Annotated in this window: 13 protein-coding genes; 9 read left to right on the forward strand and 4 right to left on the reverse strand. The window is 52.4% G+C overall.

Going from position 1 to position 17,471, the window contains the following annotated elements; genetic code table 11:
- Window positions 1–72 precede the first annotated feature (72 nt).
- The 3 genes from RAL90_RS05490 to RAL90_RS05500 form a co-directional block, all read right to left on the reverse strand.
- Window positions 73–285 carry a hypothetical protein gene (locus tag RAL90_RS05490; protein ID WP_306253516.1) on the reverse strand — a complete coding sequence of 71 codons (213 nt, stop codon included), beginning with the start codon at window positions 283–285 and terminating at the stop codon, window positions 73–75.
- A gap of 155 nt (window positions 286–440) precedes the next feature.
- Window positions 441–3,554 (reverse strand): sacsin N-terminal ATP-binding-like domain-containing protein, encoded by a 3,114-nt coding sequence (locus RAL90_RS05495; RefSeq protein ID WP_306253517.1) that lies wholly within the window; start codon window positions 3,552–3,554, stop codon window positions 441–443.
- Between the two features lie 5 nt (window positions 3,555–3,559).
- Window positions 3,560–7,099, reverse strand: a complete 3,540-nt coding sequence (locus tag RAL90_RS05500; protein ID WP_306253518.1) for a DEAD/DEAH box helicase — start codon at window positions 7,097–7,099, stop codon at window positions 3,560–3,562.
- A gap of 161 nt (window positions 7,100–7,260) precedes the next feature.
- Here RAL90_RS05500 and RAL90_RS05505 point away from each other — a divergent pair, with 161 nt between their 5' ends.
- From RAL90_RS05505 to RAL90_RS05535, 7 genes are all read left to right on the forward strand, one after another.
- The gene (locus RAL90_RS05505) at window positions 7,261–7,440 is read left to right on the forward strand and encodes a hypothetical protein (RefSeq protein WP_306253519.1); all 180 of its coding nucleotides are present in this window, start codon (window positions 7,261–7,263) and stop codon (window positions 7,438–7,440) included.
- 797 nt (window positions 7,441–8,237) lie between these two features.
- Window positions 8,238–8,585, forward strand: a complete 348-nt coding sequence (locus RAL90_RS05510) for a septum formation initiator family protein (RefSeq protein ID WP_306253520.1) — start codon at window positions 8,238–8,240, stop codon at window positions 8,583–8,585.
- Window positions 8,586–8,658: 73 nt separating this feature from the next.
- Entirely contained in the window at window positions 8,659–9,657 is a 999-nt protein-coding gene (gene pdhA / locus RAL90_RS05515) for a pyruvate dehydrogenase (acetyl-transferring) E1 component subunit alpha (protein ID WP_306253521.1), read from the forward strand.
- An 81-nt stretch (window positions 9,658–9,738) separates the two neighbouring features.
- Window positions 9,739–10,542, forward strand: a complete 804-nt coding sequence (locus RAL90_RS05520) for an SDR family oxidoreductase (RefSeq protein ID WP_306253522.1) — start codon at window positions 9,739–9,741, stop codon at window positions 10,540–10,542.
- A 119-nt stretch (window positions 10,543–10,661) separates the two neighbouring features.
- On the forward strand, window positions 10,662–12,047 hold the full coding sequence (locus tag RAL90_RS05525; protein ID WP_306253524.1) for a pyruvate dehydrogenase complex E1 component subunit beta: 1,386 nt from the start codon (window positions 10,662–10,664) through the stop codon (window positions 12,045–12,047).
- Between the two features lie 67 nt (window positions 12,048–12,114).
- Window positions 12,115–13,332 (forward strand): serine protease, encoded by a 1,218-nt coding sequence (locus RAL90_RS05530; protein WP_306253525.1) that lies wholly within the window; start codon window positions 12,115–12,117, stop codon window positions 13,330–13,332.
- A gap of 18 nt (window positions 13,333–13,350) precedes the next feature.
- On the forward strand, window positions 13,351–14,700 hold the full coding sequence (locus RAL90_RS05535; protein WP_306253526.1) for a pyruvate dehydrogenase complex dihydrolipoamide acetyltransferase: 1,350 nt from the start codon (window positions 13,351–13,353) through the stop codon (window positions 14,698–14,700).
- Window positions 14,701–14,747: 47 nt separating this feature from the next.
- Here RAL90_RS05535 and RAL90_RS05540 read toward each other — a convergent pair whose 3' ends face one another.
- On the reverse strand, window positions 14,748–15,671 hold the full coding sequence (locus tag RAL90_RS05540) for a haloalkane dehalogenase (protein ID WP_306253527.1): 924 nt from the start codon (window positions 15,669–15,671) through the stop codon (window positions 14,748–14,750).
- 166 nt (window positions 15,672–15,837) lie between these two features.
- Between RAL90_RS05540 and cysK the strand changes: the two genes are divergently transcribed.
- Together cysK and RAL90_RS05550 are read left to right on the forward strand one after the other, a co-directional pair.
- The gene (cysK, locus tag RAL90_RS05545) at window positions 15,838–16,878 is read left to right on the forward strand and encodes a cysteine synthase A (protein ID WP_306253528.1); all 1,041 of its coding nucleotides are present in this window, start codon (window positions 15,838–15,840) and stop codon (window positions 16,876–16,878) included.
- A gap of 5 nt (window positions 16,879–16,883) precedes the next feature.
- Window positions 16,884–17,471, forward strand: coding sequence for a glutathione S-transferase family protein (locus tag RAL90_RS05550; protein WP_306253529.1), 588 nt, complete (start codon window positions 16,884–16,886; stop codon window positions 17,469–17,471).

Here is a 17,471-nt window from a genome sequence, read left to right on the forward strand (position 1 = left end):
CGGCTTAGGTGGGGCGAGTTTAGGTCGCTGAGCTCCGGACTCGTCCCTCATTATATTTCAACGATCGGTGATTTAAGGTTCAATGCCGGATTCACTCGTATCCGTATCGCCATTGCCTGGGTCAAACTCATTAAACCATTTGCGCATCATCAAACTCGTGCGCAGATAGTTAGACGGAATGGATCGCGTACCATGATACTCGTCGATCATCGGGCTTTCGTCACCAGCACAAGGCAGCGCCTTGCCATGCTGGACTTCCGCAAAACCGAAATGGTCGCGCGGCATCCGATGATGATTTCCGCCTCTCTCCCCTGATCCTGAGCGAAGCCGCGAAGAAGAGCGGCGTCGATCTCGTCAAAGGACACGCCGCCCATCGGGGCCTTAGGAGGTCGGGAATACAATAGCTAATTTGAGTAGTTGTTCCGAACCTTGAGTTCTTCTTACTCAGCCCGAAAGATGCTCTTCAAATCGGCAACGTGGGTTTTCGTGAAGTAAACAGTCATGTCCTCTTGGGCTAGAACCACCTCTAGACGATCTTCGTCGAGTTCCATGAACATTTCCGAAATGATATCTTCTGACGCGTTCGCGTGCCTGAACATAGCCGCGTGGTTGGGACAAAGCGCAAGGTAGTTTTGCTTGTGCCGCTTACTGAGATCATCACTTGAGAGAAACTCGACTGCCTCAAAGTACGGTGTGCCATCATCCAGCGAAAAAGGCATTGGCTTCTCGCAGACTTGGCAGATCATCAATCCATCGCGGTCTGTGTATTGATGCTGTAGGTACTGTTTGGCTTCCTGCTTGACCGCTCCGTGTCCGATTGAGACGCTTCTGGATCGCTTCTCCGTCTCACGTCCTTGTGCCTCTTTGGCTTGCGCTTGAACACGCTGGTCGCGCCGTTCTGGATTGCTGGGTTCATGTTCTGGGAGATCAGCCACGACTTTCCGTCTGCGGATTTCCTCTCGCATTTTGTGACGATCCTCTTCGGAGAGCTCCGAAAGTTCACGCAAGAGTTCGAGGTCGTCGGGATTTTCGAAGCCTAGTTCGGCAGCGGCTTCCTGCCTCTTGTTCTTCTTCTCCTTCGCAGATTCCGCTTCTGCACGCTCCCTTTCTTGTTCCAGCTCCGCATCTTTGGCGAATTCTAAAGCCTTCACCCAACCCCATCCAGGATCGAACGTGAACCCATCAGGCAAGAGCTCAACACGCGCCGCTGCAGGGCGAACAAACTTGCCAGATTGCGGGACCCACTCAAGCTTCTTAAGCGTGTGAATTAGTTGCGATTCCACGAATCTGGAGCCGCCGGAAAGGTTGATCCGATACTCGGCCTGAAGAGGACCTGCGTACTGTGACGTCATTTTTTCAACGAGTGTACGCCAAATCAGACTCGATGCTTTTACTGACTGCAGTTCCCCAAACTTCTTGAGCTTTGGAATCTGGTAGTCTCTGTCCTTGGAATAGTCACTCCAACGCGTACCACGAACTCGTATGAGGTAATCCCATCGCGGGTTGTGACGACAGGATGTCGGTTCAATCTCAAGAATTGTCTGGGCGCCAAGCTCCTGCGCAAAGTGAGCTAGCTTTTCATTCTCAATTGGAAGACTTGTATAGAAAGAATGTAACGATGCTCGACCTTTTCGGGTCCCACTTATCTCGTAGTACTCAGACAGACCAGTTTCTATATAGGGGCTATCAAGGAAAACATCCTCAGGCTTGTGCCACTTTTCATCGCTGCCAAAGAAAACTCGAAACTCGGCGAGCGACGACTTTGCCGATGGTTCTTCTTTAATGAGCTTGAGGCAACGGCGAATATGTTTGTCGTGGTCCTTGGGGATAGCGTGCTGTTCATTGGAGTAGTGCTTTTCAAGCATAGCTACTGCCAGCTGACGTTCTCCGATCTCTGAGACACCAACTTCCGAAAGGAAATGCTTCGCAAGCTTTTTTCGGTTCTTGTTGGAACCAGTCTCAAGAACCTTTCGGTCGACACAGGGAACGATCTTCTCATATCTGCCGTTTTCATCTGGGAAATGGCATCTGTCTGGTTGCTCGAAGGCGCCGTCAGTTAGCCGAATGATTTTGCACTCTTCTAATTGGTAAAGCTCTTCCTTAGTGTCGGGATCGTTTGCAAGCAAAGCGTATAATTGTTGAAACCACTCAACAGGCTTGGCTGAAAACCATTCGAGGTATCGGTCGATGTCTTCTGAGTAATCCTCATTCAACTCGTATGCGAGGTCTTCCAGAAACGTCTCGACATCCCAACCCCTAATCCCAAGTCCGCTCATAAACCTTTCGACGTTGGTACCCTGTAAAGCACGACTTGCAGCCCACTTCGGAGCAACATCGTTATAGTCGACCAGAAACTCAATATCATCCTCCGTGAGCAGTTCTTTCAGAGAGGCTTTGGCTTGTAGAAGGTGTTTTGCTGGTGCGTGCTGTTTAGCGAACGTCGGCATCAAGGGCTGCTTGTTGAATGCCTCAATGATATTCTTTCGGATGGCCTCATAGCGCTCTCCGAGTTGGTCGTTCGGATTTGGCAATACGCCCAAAAATTCCGGTGTCAGAAAGCCCAGGTCTTTGACGCCGTGAAGCGCAGTCACGCTAAGCGATGCAAGTTGATCAAATAGGGGCGTGTTGGCAGGGGTGTCCTTGATGCTAGCTCGACTAAGCTCGGGAACGAACGGGGCATGTACATGGAATCGGAGGCCTGAAGTCTCTTTCTCAGCCGGAAAGAAGACAGCGACCTGACCGTTGACCGGCACGATCTTAAACTGCTCTGCCAGTGGCTTTCCGGCCTGGAATGCGCCGTCGTCCTTGATGGGTTCTAGGTTGAACGCAAGCGCAACCTTCTGTTTTTCAAGCCCCTCGACAGTCTCCGAAAACCTTAGAAAGTGCGAAGTCGCCGTTGTAGAGCCACCGCTTTCCTTGAGGACTTCGATGTGCTCCTGAGTGTGTTCGACACGGAGCACCGAGCCCTCTTGCCCATCATGGATTTTCCAATTGATTACGTCGATGTTTGAAAGGAAAAGTAGAGTTGTTTCAGCAAGCTCACGCAGACCCGAGCCTACCTCTCGATTTGCGACATCCTTCGGTTTTTTGGGGTTGTTAAATGGGAACCAGAACCGCGTGACTGTCCGATCTCCGCCGTCATCATCAAGTTTCTCTGGCATTACGAGGCGAGAAATCCGGAAATCAAAATCACCTGAGCGGATTTCCGGTTCTAGGGTGTAGACAAAAACAGACTTAAACCCGACCCCGAATTTGCCGATCTTTTCGCCGGAACTTTTCTTGCTGCTGTTGTGGATGCCAGTAATTGAGTCCACATCCTCTTCGTTAAACAGCCGTGTGCCATTGTGCTCAAAATAACATCCTTCACGCCTGAGCCTAAAGGTGACCTCGGTTGCCTGAGCATCTTCTGCGTTCTGCAAGAGCTCATAGACAAAGTGCGCCTCGTCTGGGTAGAAATCCTCGAAAATATCAAGGTTTATGGCACCTTCGTTAGCATCGAGCCCTTCAAGAAATTTGCGCCTCTTGTCAGAGAGCTTTGTCAGAAAATCGCTCATAAGTGTTAACTCCTGACGGAGATAGTGCCCAGCATGATTGGAGCGGCCCTAACGTCCCCGGTGTTGCCTGCGTTCCGCAATTCAGTCACTCGGCGATCGAAGTCTGCATTGGCGCGCGCTAGCTCGGCTTCTTTCATCCTCCGTATGCGTTCATTTGTTGCCTTCGCGAGTTGCTCTTCAAGGGTTCGGACCCTTGCGCGATGGCTGACTGAAAGGCTCTGAACGCGGTGCTCGGCCAGCTTTTGGTTCTCGGCAATATGATCAGCTTGCGCTGCCGACCACTTTGAGTGGTGAAGGCTGTCGAGTTCATCGAAGTCTTGTGCCGACTGTGAAACCGAGATGATCGGCTCGACGGCCTTGTGAAGTACGTTCAGCAAGGCTGCTTCAACCTCTGGGTCACCGGCAACAGCTACAAGCTGCTCATCGGGTTTGATGCCGTGCTTGCTCCATCGGTAGAGCGCGAACTTGTACTCACCGGGAGGAAGCCCTTCGCTGACTTCCAGCGAGCAATACATCGCCTCATCCATCTCAAGGAAATGTGCTGCTTGACGGACAAGCGGGTGCAATACCGTGAGGTGAACTGCGGAGGGATTATCCGATGCCACCTCCTGATCAAAGGTTATTGTGATGCTAGGAAAGCCACCTTTCAGCCACTTCTCCCAGCTTCTAGAAAGGGTATCATTGCTTCGTTTGAATTTTCTGAAATCTGAAAGCAGCGCATTTCGCACCTCCTGACTAATCCGTAGCGTCCTTAGCGGCTTGTCACCTGACAGTGGGTCAGTGTCCGAGCCGGTTTTGGATTGTAGGTATTTGGACACGCAACGTTTTATTGATGTCGGTGAAAGCCATTCACTTTCGGCGTTCTCGATATCCTCTCGCCAAGACTGCTTTGGCACGTTCAATCCAAACAGCTCGGACTCCTTTTCCTCAAGGTCTTGTTCTTCGCGCACGCGCCGAATGCTATTGTCGGCGAGTTGCTGAAGCTTCTTTTCGCGCTCTTCGTCGGATAGTATGAAGCTCTCAGCGATATCGTGGATTTCCTGAGTGATCTCGCCGAGTATTTCTTCACTGCCGCCCACAGCGTGATGGAATACGCCGATCCTCCAAAGGCAGCGCTGATAGATGTCAGCATCAACCGTTCCTGGGGTCACCAGGTTGATGATACTGACGGCTTCGCTCCTTTGCCCGTAGCGGTCTATACGGCCAATCCGCTGCTCGACCCGCATTGGGTTCCAGGGAAGGTCGTAATTTACGAGCAGGTCACAGAACTGGAAATCTAGACCCTCACAGCCTACCTCTGACGACAGGAGTACATCTAGGGCACCATCTTCTTCTTTGGGGAGCGCAAAGCGCCGTCTAAGGTCAGCGCGTTCTTCATCACGAACGTCGCCGTGCACCAATCCGTAGCGAAGCCCTGCTAATTCCGCGTGTTTGGCAAGATATGCCAGTGTGTGCCGAAATGTGCTGAAGACTAGCGCCTTGTTGTTTTCCAGTGCAGCCTTGTCTTTGAGGGCACCAATGAAGGCTTCAACCTTACCGTCCTCTGGGTTAAGGCTCTTCGCCTTGTCGAGAAGCTCCTCAATTTCAGATCTAACCTGGTCGAGGAAAGACAGGTCGATCTCATCGTCAATGTCGTTGCTTTCGATAACTTCGAGTTGATCGAGCTTTCGCTCTAGGATGTCAGACAGGAGTGGCGCCAAGCCATAAAGGCAACTGGCAGCCTGTCTGCGGATCGTCGTCATCATGAATTTGACGTTCTGCTGCCCGTGGCAGCGCGCCAGAATCTTGGCAATGATATCCAGGAGAGCATCGTGCAGGTCTCGTTGTTCGTCCGTGAATTCTACCGTGAGTGTCTGCGGCTTACGTGTTGTGAATTCTCCGATATCGCGGCGGCGCGTCCGATTGATGATCGAGCTGAATGTGTAGAGCTCTTCAAGAGTACGCGTAAGCATGACACGATCTTTGTCGGCAATTTCTGCCTCGTGCAGCTTGTCGAATGCCTCTTGAAAGCTTGTCTCTTCTCTAAGGAACAGGCGTCCCCATTCTGTTTGTGCAGCCTCGCGCAACTGGTCTGTTGCCTCCTGCTGCCATCCGACAGACTTCTCCCGGCATAGCCGGATTGCTTCATTGATGTATCCGTTAGGAGCCGCCATCTGCTCAAAGCTGGCCTCATCAATGACCAAGTCCGGGCGGACGACATTCAAGAGCGTAAAGAGATCAGAGCTGCCGAGTTGAACGGGTGTCGCCGTCATAAGCAGCACAGCTTTGGCATTGTCACAGAAATACCGAACACCTTGGTGTAAGAAAGTGTCTGAGTTCCTTATGTGGTGTGCCTCGTCAACTATGACCAAATCGAATTCGGGTGCCGTATCAAGGGCAAGCAGGCCCCTATCCTTCTTCCGTCGGTCGCCATTGCCGAAGATTAACTCAGAATCAAAGAGCGAGAAGGGCAAGATGGATTTCCCATACTTATCTGGCCATTCGCCTTCTAGATCAGTCTCTTGCAGGCAATGCCGAAGGAGCTTTCCTTCAAGATGTGTGAAGTCCTCGTCAAAACGCTTCATCTCGGTTTGCCACTTGCGCTCAGCAACAAGTGCCTTCGGGCAAATCACAAGAATAGAAGAGATGTCCATTCGTGCACGGAGCTCTTTGATAACAAGGCCCGCTTCGATGGTTTTACCAACGCCCACCTCGTCAGCGATCAAGAGCCGTGGCCGGTCAGACTTTATCAGCTTAAGTACTGGCCGGTACTGATAGGGAACGAAATTCACGCGACCAGACCGCAGCGAGAAGAGGTTCGCTGTCGATGGTGACAAGAGATGCAGAGCCGTCAGACGTGCCTTGAACTCCTCAATAGAGATTTCAGGCGGGTTGTCATCTGTGTCTTTGACTGCCTGGAGCTGGCTCTCATAGTAAGTGGCTTTCGCACCATCTTGAAAAACCCGGTAGCGTATCTCGGGGCCACCAAGGACAACTTCTATTACTGGCACCATGACGCTGTTGTCAGAGCGTAGTGTAACTAAATCACCCACTCTAAAAAGATTAAGGGGAGCTTCAGGCTCCGCCGTTGCCGGTTTAGGTGCTTCTTCGACGTCATCGATCTTTGAGTTATTTGTCATGGAAGCAATGGCAGAGTTCTTTACGGCAGTAGCTGCTTCAAGCGATGCCTTGGAGGCATCTATCATTGAGAGCAAACGCTCAAGCGTGTCAGCATCTCTGTAAACCTCGCTTGGATGTGCCTCCTCTGCGGAGGCATGGGCCCACTTGTTGCGGACCGTTTGTAGCTCCTTCACCCAGTTTCTTCCTTCGCGCGGCCATTTCAGTTTATTTGAGATTTCAAACCAATTTTGGTCTAGGACTCTGAGCAGCGCCGCCAGATCGAGATCGCGAACTGCCGATAGACGCTTTTCTTCAATAATTCTCTGTTGCTGAAAGCTCAGCCTATCAATGACGTATTTCTGCCACCAATCATCCGCGAAATCCGGAAGCATGTGCTCTAGAAATGCCGCAAGCTCGGATGTCGCCATTCTTAATTCGTTGTGCATAACTTTCCCCTTCAAACCTCACCGACAAAAAGCCAAATGGAGCAACGCAGTGATAAGAAATATGCTTCTTATCGCACAGGCTTCTCCGAGCTAGAAGACATACCCTGCACTTGGGTTGCTCAAACGACGAGTTCGCCATTGAGGCCAAACGGGAAACCGGAATGGCACGTCTCGTACAAAGCGGCGTTGTGATCGCAGACGGGGCCAGTCTCATGATTGAAATTCTTGCAGACAATGCCACACCAAAAGCCATGGAGGTCTACTCCGCACTTGCTAAGGATTGGTCGATACTGGTTGGTCAGGTCCGATCCAGCGCCATTGAGCAGGCAAACTCTCGCTGATCTTTCTGTGTTCGTGGGGGACAGGAGTCATCCGGTCCCTCACATTTCAACACCAGCAATAAACGTGGCAACGAAAAATGACTGCGACACCGGACAATCCAATCGACCCGTGCACACCATTGCCGCGACACAAGATGGCAGCGCTGACTTTCATCGGTCTCTTGGCTCCTGTTTATTTTATACCGCAGTTGCTCTCGCGGCTATTCCCAGATCAAACACTAATCGTCACTGGTCTGGCTGTAGGATTAATTGTTGCTCTGATGACCTACGCGATAATGCCGACTTTGAAATGGGTTTTCCGCGGTTGACCCAAGCAAACGCATTAGAAAATGAGATGCATGTGTGCACACCTAGCCACGCGAAGTTTATGATCAGAAGAAATTATTGAGTTTTCAAAACGTACGCGTTTGTACAATCGAGGATTCCTCAGTGCGCGAAAACATGCTACGAACGAGTTCGACGCGGGAACCAGCGTCGAACTCAAGCGGTCCACAAAACTGTGGACCAAAAACTGACCGAACTGAGGACCAAAAATCGATTTTGAGTCACGTAAGTGATTGAAAATATTGGATAAAAAATATGGAACGTGGCACGTCACTCGCGCCATTTCCTTCCTTAAAATTTTCAACTTTCCTGCCCTCTACCAAATCGTCAGTACATACTGGCCCTGATCGGTTTGAGGCCTTTCGGCACTGATTATCTGATAACCACCCAGTCAAAAGGGCAGTAAAGAGCCGGGCTTTACCTTTTGGCAACCATGGTGCTTGAAATTGGGTTACCTTGATGGTGGTCCCTTGATGCTTAAATTGCGCAACTTGCTGTTGAATACATTTTTGCCTGCTGTCTGTGTACTGGGCATTGCGTATAACTGCCTCATTGCGATCAACGGTGAGGAAGGCATACGCGCGCGCGCGCTTGTCAATGAGCGCCTTCAGGAGAAGCAGGCAGAACTGGAAGAATTGCGCCTTGTGCGCGCCCAGTTGGAAAACCGTGCTGATCTGTTGTCACGGCAAAAGCTCGACCCTGATGCGCTGGACGAAGCAGCCCGGCAGATGCTCGGATATGCAGCACCGGGGGAATATGCCTTATCAAGACAGGAGTTTGAGCGTATTTTGCGCGAGGGCTCAGCTGCCAGATCGAAATAATTGATCTCTGCCTGTTTCCTATCAGCCAGTGAAAGGGTTATAGGAATATACCTCAGGCAAGAGAGAGACAATTATGGCCAAAGCTACCGCGACGCCCAAAAAGAGCAATCTGACCGCCACCGGCGAAGAGCTTCTGTCCTATTACAAGGATATGTTGCTGATCCGGCGCTTTGAAGAAAAGGCTGGCCAGCTCTACGGCATGGGGCATATCGGCGGTTTCTGCCATCTCTATATTGGTCAGGAAGCTGTCGTCGTGGGCATGGAGGCCGTCAAGAAAGAAGGTGACCAGGTTATCACCGGTTATCGGGATCATGGTCATATGCTGGCCTGCGGAATGAGCGCCAATGGCGTGATGGCAGAGCTGACCGGCCGCGAGGGCGGATACTCCAAGGGCAAGGGGGGCTCCATGCACATGTTCTCCAGCGAAAAGAAATTTTATGGCGGCCACGGTATTGTCGGGGCGCAAATCCCGTTGGGAGCTGGCCTGGCTTTTGCCAACAAGTATCGCGGTAATGACAGTGTCAGCCTGACATATTTTGGCGACGGTGCTTCCAATCAGGGGCAGGTGTTTGAAGCCATGAATATGGCGCAGCTCTGGAAGCTGCCTGTGGTCTTCATTATCGAGAACAACCAGTATGCCATGGGCACTAGCGTCAAGCGGTCACACTCTGAAACACATCTCTATAAAAGAGGCGCCAGCTTTGGCATCCCCGGTGAAGAGGTTGATGGTATGGATGTGCTGGCCGTTCGTGAGGCAGGCCGAGGCGCGATGGAACATGCACGTACCGGAAAGGGGCCTTTTGTCTTGGAGATGAAAACCTACCGCTATCGCGGTCACTCAATGTCAGATCCGGCAAAATACCGAACACGCGATGAAGTTGATAACATCCGGGAGCACTCGGACCCGTTGAAACGATGCGAGTCATATATCTATGATGGCAAGCACGCGACCGAAGAAGAGCTCAAGGCGATTGACAAGGAAATCAAGAAAGTCGTGAAGGAATCGGCAGATTTCGCACTCGAAAGCCCGGAACCGGCACCTGAAGAGCTTTATACGGATATTTTTGCCTGATATTCCTGACGCTACTGTCATTCACGCTGTCTTTTGCAACATCTTGCCCTAAACTCATTCTCAACAAGAAGGAGTGGCGAGATGTCCAATACAGATACACCGTTCAAAGATAACCTGATGGCTGGCAAGGTGTGTTTCCTGTCAGGGGCGACCAGCGGGATCAATCGCCAGATCGCTGTGCGCTTTGCGAAACAGGGTGCCACGATCTATGTGGTCAGCCGCAGTCTCGACAAGGTGAATGATACGGTTGCTGAACTGGAGGCTTTGGGCATCAAGGCAGCGGGCAAGAATGTCGATGTGCGATCCTACCCGGATGTTGAAGAGGCCATAAATGACTGTCTCGAAAAATTCGGGCAGATCGATATGGTTCTCGCTGGTCAGGCTGGAAACTTCCCGGCGGGTGCCGCTCAGATGTCTGCCAATGCGTTCAAATCCGTGATTGATATTGATCTTCTCGGCACATTCAATGTCTGTCGTGCCGCGGTCGAGCACCTGAACAGGACAGATGGCAATATCATCGCCATCACGGCCCCTCAGGCGACCAGACCATGGCTGTACCAGTCGCATGTTTGTGCCGCGAAAGCCGGTGTTAACATGCTGATCAAATGTCTGGCGCTGGAATGGGGGCCGTCAGGCATTCGGGTGAACGCAATTTCCCCGGGGCCGATTGCGGATACCGAAGGGATGAAACGCCTCGCCGGAACCGCGGAAATGCTGGAGCAGACCACCAATAGTCTGGCCCTGCGGGAACTTGGCACGAAGGATGATATTGCAGATGCAGCCTTGTGGCTGTGCAGCCCTGCGGCAAGATATGTCACCGGCACCATCATAGAGGTTGAAGGCGGTACATCCCTTGGGGATGCGTCGGGCGCGCTAAAGCTCTAGGGCTTGGCCACGCAACGTATTGAACTGAGACTTGCATCCATTTTTCAAACTGCTAATCAACTTGTAGAGGGAATCCTGCCTTCCGAGAGATCTGAACCTGCAACATAAAGAGGTTGTTGATGCCAACGCCGTTCCTGATGCCAGCCTTGTCCCCCACCATGGAAGAGGGGACATTATCAAAATGGCTCGTCAAGGAAGGGGACACTATCTCGTCGGGCGATATTATTGCCGAGATAGAAACCGACAAGGCCACGATGGAAGTTGAGGCCGTCGACGAGGGTGTTATCGGCAAGATCGTTGTTACCGAGGGCTCAGAAAACGTCAAAGTCAACGATACGATTGCGATTATTCTCGAAGAGGGAGAAAGCGCTGCCGACATTGATAGCGCGGCAGCCACAAAATCGAGTGCTGATAACGAGTCTGTGCAGTCTGCACCTGAGCAAAAAGAACCCGCCGCTTCTCCTCAAGCCTCAAGGCCTGCATTCGAAGCAAAGCCTGAAATTGACATCCCCGAGGGCACCAAAATGGTTGAAACGGTTGTGCGTGACGCCCTGCGCGATGCCATGGCCGAAGAAATGCGTCTGGATGAAGACATCTTCGTGATGGGCGAAGAAGTGGCGGAATATCAAGGCGCCTACAAGGTTACGCGCGAGTTGTTGCAGGAATTCGGAGAGCGACGCGTCGTTGATACGCCGATCACCGAATATGGCTTCGCCGGTATTGGTGTGGGCGCGGCGTTCGCGGGGTTGAAGCCGATAGTAGAATTCATGACCTGGAATTTTGCCATGCAGGCGATCGACCATGTGATCAACTCGGCGGCAAAAACGCGCTATATGTCTGGTGGTCAGATGGGCTGCCCGATTGTGTTTCGCGGGCCAAATGCCGCCGCCTCTCGTGTGGCCGCCCAACACAGCCAGGATTATTCGGCCTGGTATGGCAGCGTGCCAGGGCTGATTGTCATCGCGCCATACTCAGCAGCTGACTGCAAAGGTCTTCTCAAGGCGGCTATCCGCAACCCGAATCCGGTCGTCTTTCTGGAGCATGAACTGCTTTACGGCGACAAGGGTGACGTGCCCGATATGGAAGACTTTGTTCTGCCGATTGGCAAGGCAAAGGTTGTGCGGGAAGGCGCAGATTTGACAATTTCGGCGCATTCGCGCGGTGTGATGTTTGCGCTTGCAGCGGCTGAGTTGTTAGCTGAGGACGGTATTTCAGCTGAAGTGGTGGATTTGCGCACCATACGCCCGCTGGATACGGAAACTGTGATCAATTCCGTGAGGAAAACCAACCGCCTTGTCACTGTCGAAGAAAGCTGGGCACCGTTTGGTGTCGGGGCGGAGGTCGCGTGGCAAGTTACGCAAAACGCGTTTGATTACCTGGATGCTCCACCAGCGCGGGTGACCCAGGAAGACACACCGCTACCATATGCAGCCAATCTTGAAGCCCTGAGCCTGCCAAATGCGGACAAGGTGGTCGCAGCCGCCAAATCTGTCCTCTATTTGTAGGCACGAGATGAGGCTCGCACTGTGCTGCTGATGTGGTAGACTGGTCGCAGCATAAGGAGTGGGGAAAATGCGTTTCATAAGCTGGATATTGATACTGCTTGTCGTCGGGGTTGCTGCCATGATCTGGCTGGCACCGGACACGCTCATCGAGAAAGTGGACCCGGTTGCGGACAGATCGCGAGCCTGGGTCGAAAAAAATATCAATCGGTTCCGCGGCAATGATGGTTCTGAGCCGGTGGTTGCAGAGCAGGATACTGGTGACGGGCAGCCGTCCGGCCAGATACTTGCCGGCCCGGTCATTGAGGCACCTGTAACTGCTACACCAGAATTACTCGCAACGAATTTGCGTGAGACGAGTTTCATTGCCAATCATCCCGGCAAACCGGATTTGCCAGAGATTGCCTCAATCACACCGGAAGAGACAGTTGCCAGTTTCACGACAACGCGGGTGCAAACGATCGTCGGCGGTGTTGAGGACGATATATTTGAAGTGCCGTGGCTTGTTGGTCTGCGTGTTCATACCGAACGTGTTTTTGACGGACGCCTGCTGATTGCCACAGAATTATGCGGTGGCGGTGTTTACAACAGCCGCTGGATTGTGACGGCTGCACACTGCGTCGAGGGGGCCTTCAACGAGATAGAGATCATCGCCGGTGCTACCGACCTTGACAGCCCACTGGCAATTCGCCGGGTTTCCCAACGTGCCTATATTCATGCCGGGTACGAACGAAACATACTTCGTGAAGATATTGCCCTGATTGAACTCGCAGAGCCGCTGCCGGACTTCATTCCCCCGGCACCATGGCCAACCCGCGAAGAAGCTCTGATGATCCCGACTGTCGAGACCGTTACGGGACGAGGGTTTGGCACAACCGAGACCGGGTTTGCCTCCAATTCGCTGCGTAAGGTTGATCTTGATGTCGCCGAGTCGACATTACGGGTCATTCGCGTGGCGGATGCCGATGGCGAAGTAAGAGGGCTCTGTCAGGGGGACAGCGGCACACCGGTGACGGCTGAAATAGATGGTCGTACTGTGATTATCGGCATGGTCTCTTTCACTGAGGCTGTGTTTGGGGCAGAAAACTGCTCGACGCCGGGTTTCGTCGCAGGCCTGGTCAGTCTTGAGGGGTATATTGATGACATCGACAGCCTCGTCAAATTCTGCTCTGCGGAGCCTGAGAAATGTCACGAGACTGAAGTCGCTGTCCTGCAGGGGGAAACTCTGGCACAGGATATCCTTGTAACAGAACAACCGGTTCAGCCTGCTCTGGCTGGACAGCAATAATCCGGAGAAAAGAAGACGATGCCAACGCCCATCCTGATGCCTGCCTTGTCCCCGACCATGGAAGAAGGAACGCTTGCGCGCTGGCTGGTCAAGGAGGGGGATGAGGTGTCGTCCGGGGACGTGATTGCTGAAATCGAAACAGATAAGGCGACCATGGAAGTGGAAGCCGTTGATGAAGGCAAGATCGGTAAGATTCTGATTGATGAGGGCGCGGAAGGCGTAAAGGTCAACGAGACCATTGCTGTGCTACTGGAGGAGGGTGAAACAGAAGCAGATATTGATCTGTCTGCGTCTGAAAAACCGGAAAATTCAACCGCGTCAGCTGAGACATCCAGCAAAGCCGAGACACCGGCTGCAAATGGTCACGATGAAAACGCCGCTGCGCCCTCTGGCAACAGTCAGCGGAGACCCGACACGTCGGGTGCAGATGGTGATCGTGTCAAGGCATCTCCGTTGGCAAAGCGTATGGCGGAAAATGAGGGGCTCGATCTTGGGCAACTCACTGGTTCCGGTCCCCATGGACGCATCGTCAAACGCGATATTGAGAAAGCGCTAAAGGAAGGTACAGGGAAAGCATCCGCTGCGTCCAAAGCCAAACCGCAGCAAAAAGCGATCGCCTCTGTGCCTGTCGCCGGTGCACTGGATGAACGCCTCTATCCCGTAGACAGTTACGAAGCCATCAAGAATGATGGTATGCGCAAGACCATCGCCAAACGTCTTGGGCAAAGTTTTAATCAGGAAGTACCGCATTTCCCGCTCAACATTGATTGCGAACTGGATGAGTTGCTGGCGTTCCGCAAGGACATCAACGCCATGTCACCTGAAAAAGGTGAAGACGGCTATTACAAGATTTCAGTCAATGATCTGATTATCAAGGCATCCGCCCTTGCGCTAAAGCGTGTTCCTGCGGCTAATGCATCCTACACAGATGAAGCAATCATCCGTCATAAGCATGCAGATATTGGCGTCGCTGTTGCGATCGACGGTGGCCTGATAACACCGATCGTCTGGAAAGCAGAAACCAAGGGACTCGTCCAGATTTCAGAAGAGATCAAGGATATGGCGGGCCGGGCAAAATCCAAGAAACTCAAGCCGGAAGAGTATCAGGGCGGCACATTCTCAGTGTCCAACTTGGGCATGTTCGGCATCAAGAGTTTTGCCTCCATTGTGAACCAGCCGCAGGGCGCCATCATGTCGGTTGGGGCAGGGGAACAACGCCCGGTTGTCAGGGATGGCGCACTGGATATCGCGACAGTCATGACCATCACGTTGACCTGTGACCATCGCGTCGTCGATGGTGCTGTCGGGGCAGAGTTCCTGGCAGCATTCAAACGCTTTATTAAGCAGCCAAAAACAATGCTACTCTAGGCTGCGCAGGCTTGGTCGGAGCCGACAGGTTCTCTGCCTTCACAGTTCTATTTTAAGCCGAACTGCTCAAGTGCTGCCTCTGCGATGGGACCACCCCATTCCTGCACAAAGTGACCCGCTTCTGCTACTTCCAGCGGTTCCGGACAGTCTTTGATAATCGACCGCAGGAAATGCATGGCAGGAGGCCCCAGCACCGGGTCCTGCATCCCGATCGCCATGAAACTTTCGCCCGCCCAGTCCTCAGACCAGAATTTGCGTGCTGCCAGAGAGGTTTCTACGCCTTCAGCTGAAAGCGGCGTCAGGTCCTTGCCCTGTTCCTTCATCATCACGAGTTCAGGAAAGCGCCGTACACCGCCTTTATAGGATTGATCGGGATATGGTGCTGCATAGGCTGCTGCCTCATCATCAGACAGAATCGGGGTTGCCCGTTGCATCAGCCCCGCGACGTCAAGATCAGGGTTCGCCCGGTTGAAGGCGCGCCATGCAGAAAACCCTTCACCGGCTTCTTCGCCGCCGGGCAGACCAGTATTCATTACAATCAGTCTGGAATACCGGTCAGGTGCTGCCATGGGAAGCGTCAGGCCCAGAAGGCCGCCCCAGTCCTGCACAACGAGACAGACATTTTTGAGGTCCATTTTTTCCACAAAAGCCAGAAGGGCGTTGCGGTGAAAATGATACGTATACACCTCATCATCCGAGGGTTTGTCAGAGCGGCCAAAGCCAAACATGTCAACCGCCACGGCCCGATGTCCTGCTGCCGTGAAGACCGGCATCATCTTGCGAAACAGATAGCTCCAGCTAGGCTCGCCGTGAATGCAGAGAAAGGTCACCCCATCCGCGGGGCCCTCGTCCACATAATGCATCCGAAGTCCCTCATAGCCGGGCAGGTCGTCAATGTAATTTGGGTTGAAATCCCAGCCGGGCAGATTTTCAAACCGATCCTCCGGCGTACGCAAAGCAGCAATGGCCATCTCTCTAGTCTCCTCCTGTTTCAGATACCATCTCGCAGTCAGCACAGACAGGCAAGCAGGATACCACGGTGAAAACAGCTTCTTCGGTCAATCTTCTGTGAATTGACGCAGCGAAGTCCACCCGCTTAAACCGGCAGTAAGACCATTTATCACCGGAAAGAGCCCTATGACCATATATCAGAACATTCTCGAAACTGTCGGGAACACGCCCGTTGTCAAGATCAACCGACTGGCCCCCGAAGGCATAGAGATGTTTGTCAAAGTTGAGGCCTTCAATCCCCTGGGCTCCGTCAAGGACAGGCTTGCGCTTGGTGTGATCGAAGCGGCAGAGAAGTCAGGTGATCTGAAGCCGGGTCAGACAGTTGTGGAGGCAACAAGCGGCAATACCGGCATTGGTCTGGCTATGGTCTGTGCCCAAAAGGGCTATCCGCTTGTGATTACCATGCCTGAGAGCTTCAGTATCGAACGCCGCCGGTTGATGCGCTTTCTGGGGGCGAGAGTTGTGCTCACCCCTGCAAAGGAAAAAGGCACGGGCATGGTCAACAAGGCAAGAGAACTGGCCGAGCAAAATGGTTGGTTCATGACCCGACAATTCGAGAATGAAGCAAATCCGGACATGCATGCGCGAACGACAGCACGCGAAATTGTCGATGATTTTCAGGGTCGTGCGCTGGATTATTGGGTAACGGGGTATGGCACGGGTGGCACATTGTCCGGTGTGTCGCGGGTATTTGCGAAAGAGCTGCCAAAGACCAAAATCATTGTCAGCGAACCAGATGGCGCGGCCCTGTTCACCGATGGAACGCCGCAGGCACGCAACGCGGACCATTCTCCGGCCGCAAGTCATCCGGCATGGTCACCTCATCCCATTCAGGGCTGGACTCCTGACTTCATTCCTTTCGTTGCACAGGAAGCGATTGATGCCGGCACTATTCATAAGGTGCTCAAAGTCAAAGGCTCTGACGGTATGCACTGGTCACGTGAGCTGGCTCAGAAAGAGGGTATTTTTACAGGCATCTCCGGTGGCTCAACCTTTGCAACTGCGATGGATGTCGCGCTGCAGGCAGAGAAAGGTTCATCAATTCTCTGTATGCTGCCGGATACAGGGGAGCGTTATTTGTCTACACCATTATTCACTGATATTGAGGCGGAGATGAATAACGAAGAAAAATCGATTTCAGCTTCAACACCGAATTATCAACTCTAGAAAATATGAAACTCACTGCGACACCAAATTCTCACTTCTCGCGTAAAGTCCGTCTGTTGATGGACCACCTTGGAATTGAGTACGATCTTGAAGATGTGGGAAATGTCGCCGAAGAGGATGCGGCCGGTTTCGCAGGTAATCCACTGATGTCAGTGCCTGTTCTGAACGATCAGGGGCGCAGCATTATCGATTCTGACCATATTGCTCAGTATATTGTGCGCACATATGACCCATCAGACCAGTATCACGTATTAACACAGGAAACTGTCTATCTGAATGCACGCGCCGTGATGAACGGTATTATGGCAAATGATGTAAAGCTGCTGCTCTCGGCGCGCACAGGTTTGCATCCCGCTGATTATGATTATTTCAAGAAAGCAAAATCGTCCATTGTGCTCAGTCTGGCGTGGCTTGAATCACACAGCGGGCTTTTCGGTCTAGAAAACAATACCTATGCTGATTTTCATCTTGTCAGCATGTGGGATCATCTGGATTTCTATAATGTCGTCGCTATGGAATATCCCTCCCTGGCGGGCGTGGTAAGCAGGGTTTCCATTCAGAAACTGGTAAGTCATTCTGCTCCGGCCAAGTAG

Source organism: Parvularcula sp. IMCC14364, assembly GCF_030758415.1.
GTDB lineage: Bacteria > Pseudomonadota > Alphaproteobacteria > Caulobacterales > Parvularculaceae > Aquisalinus.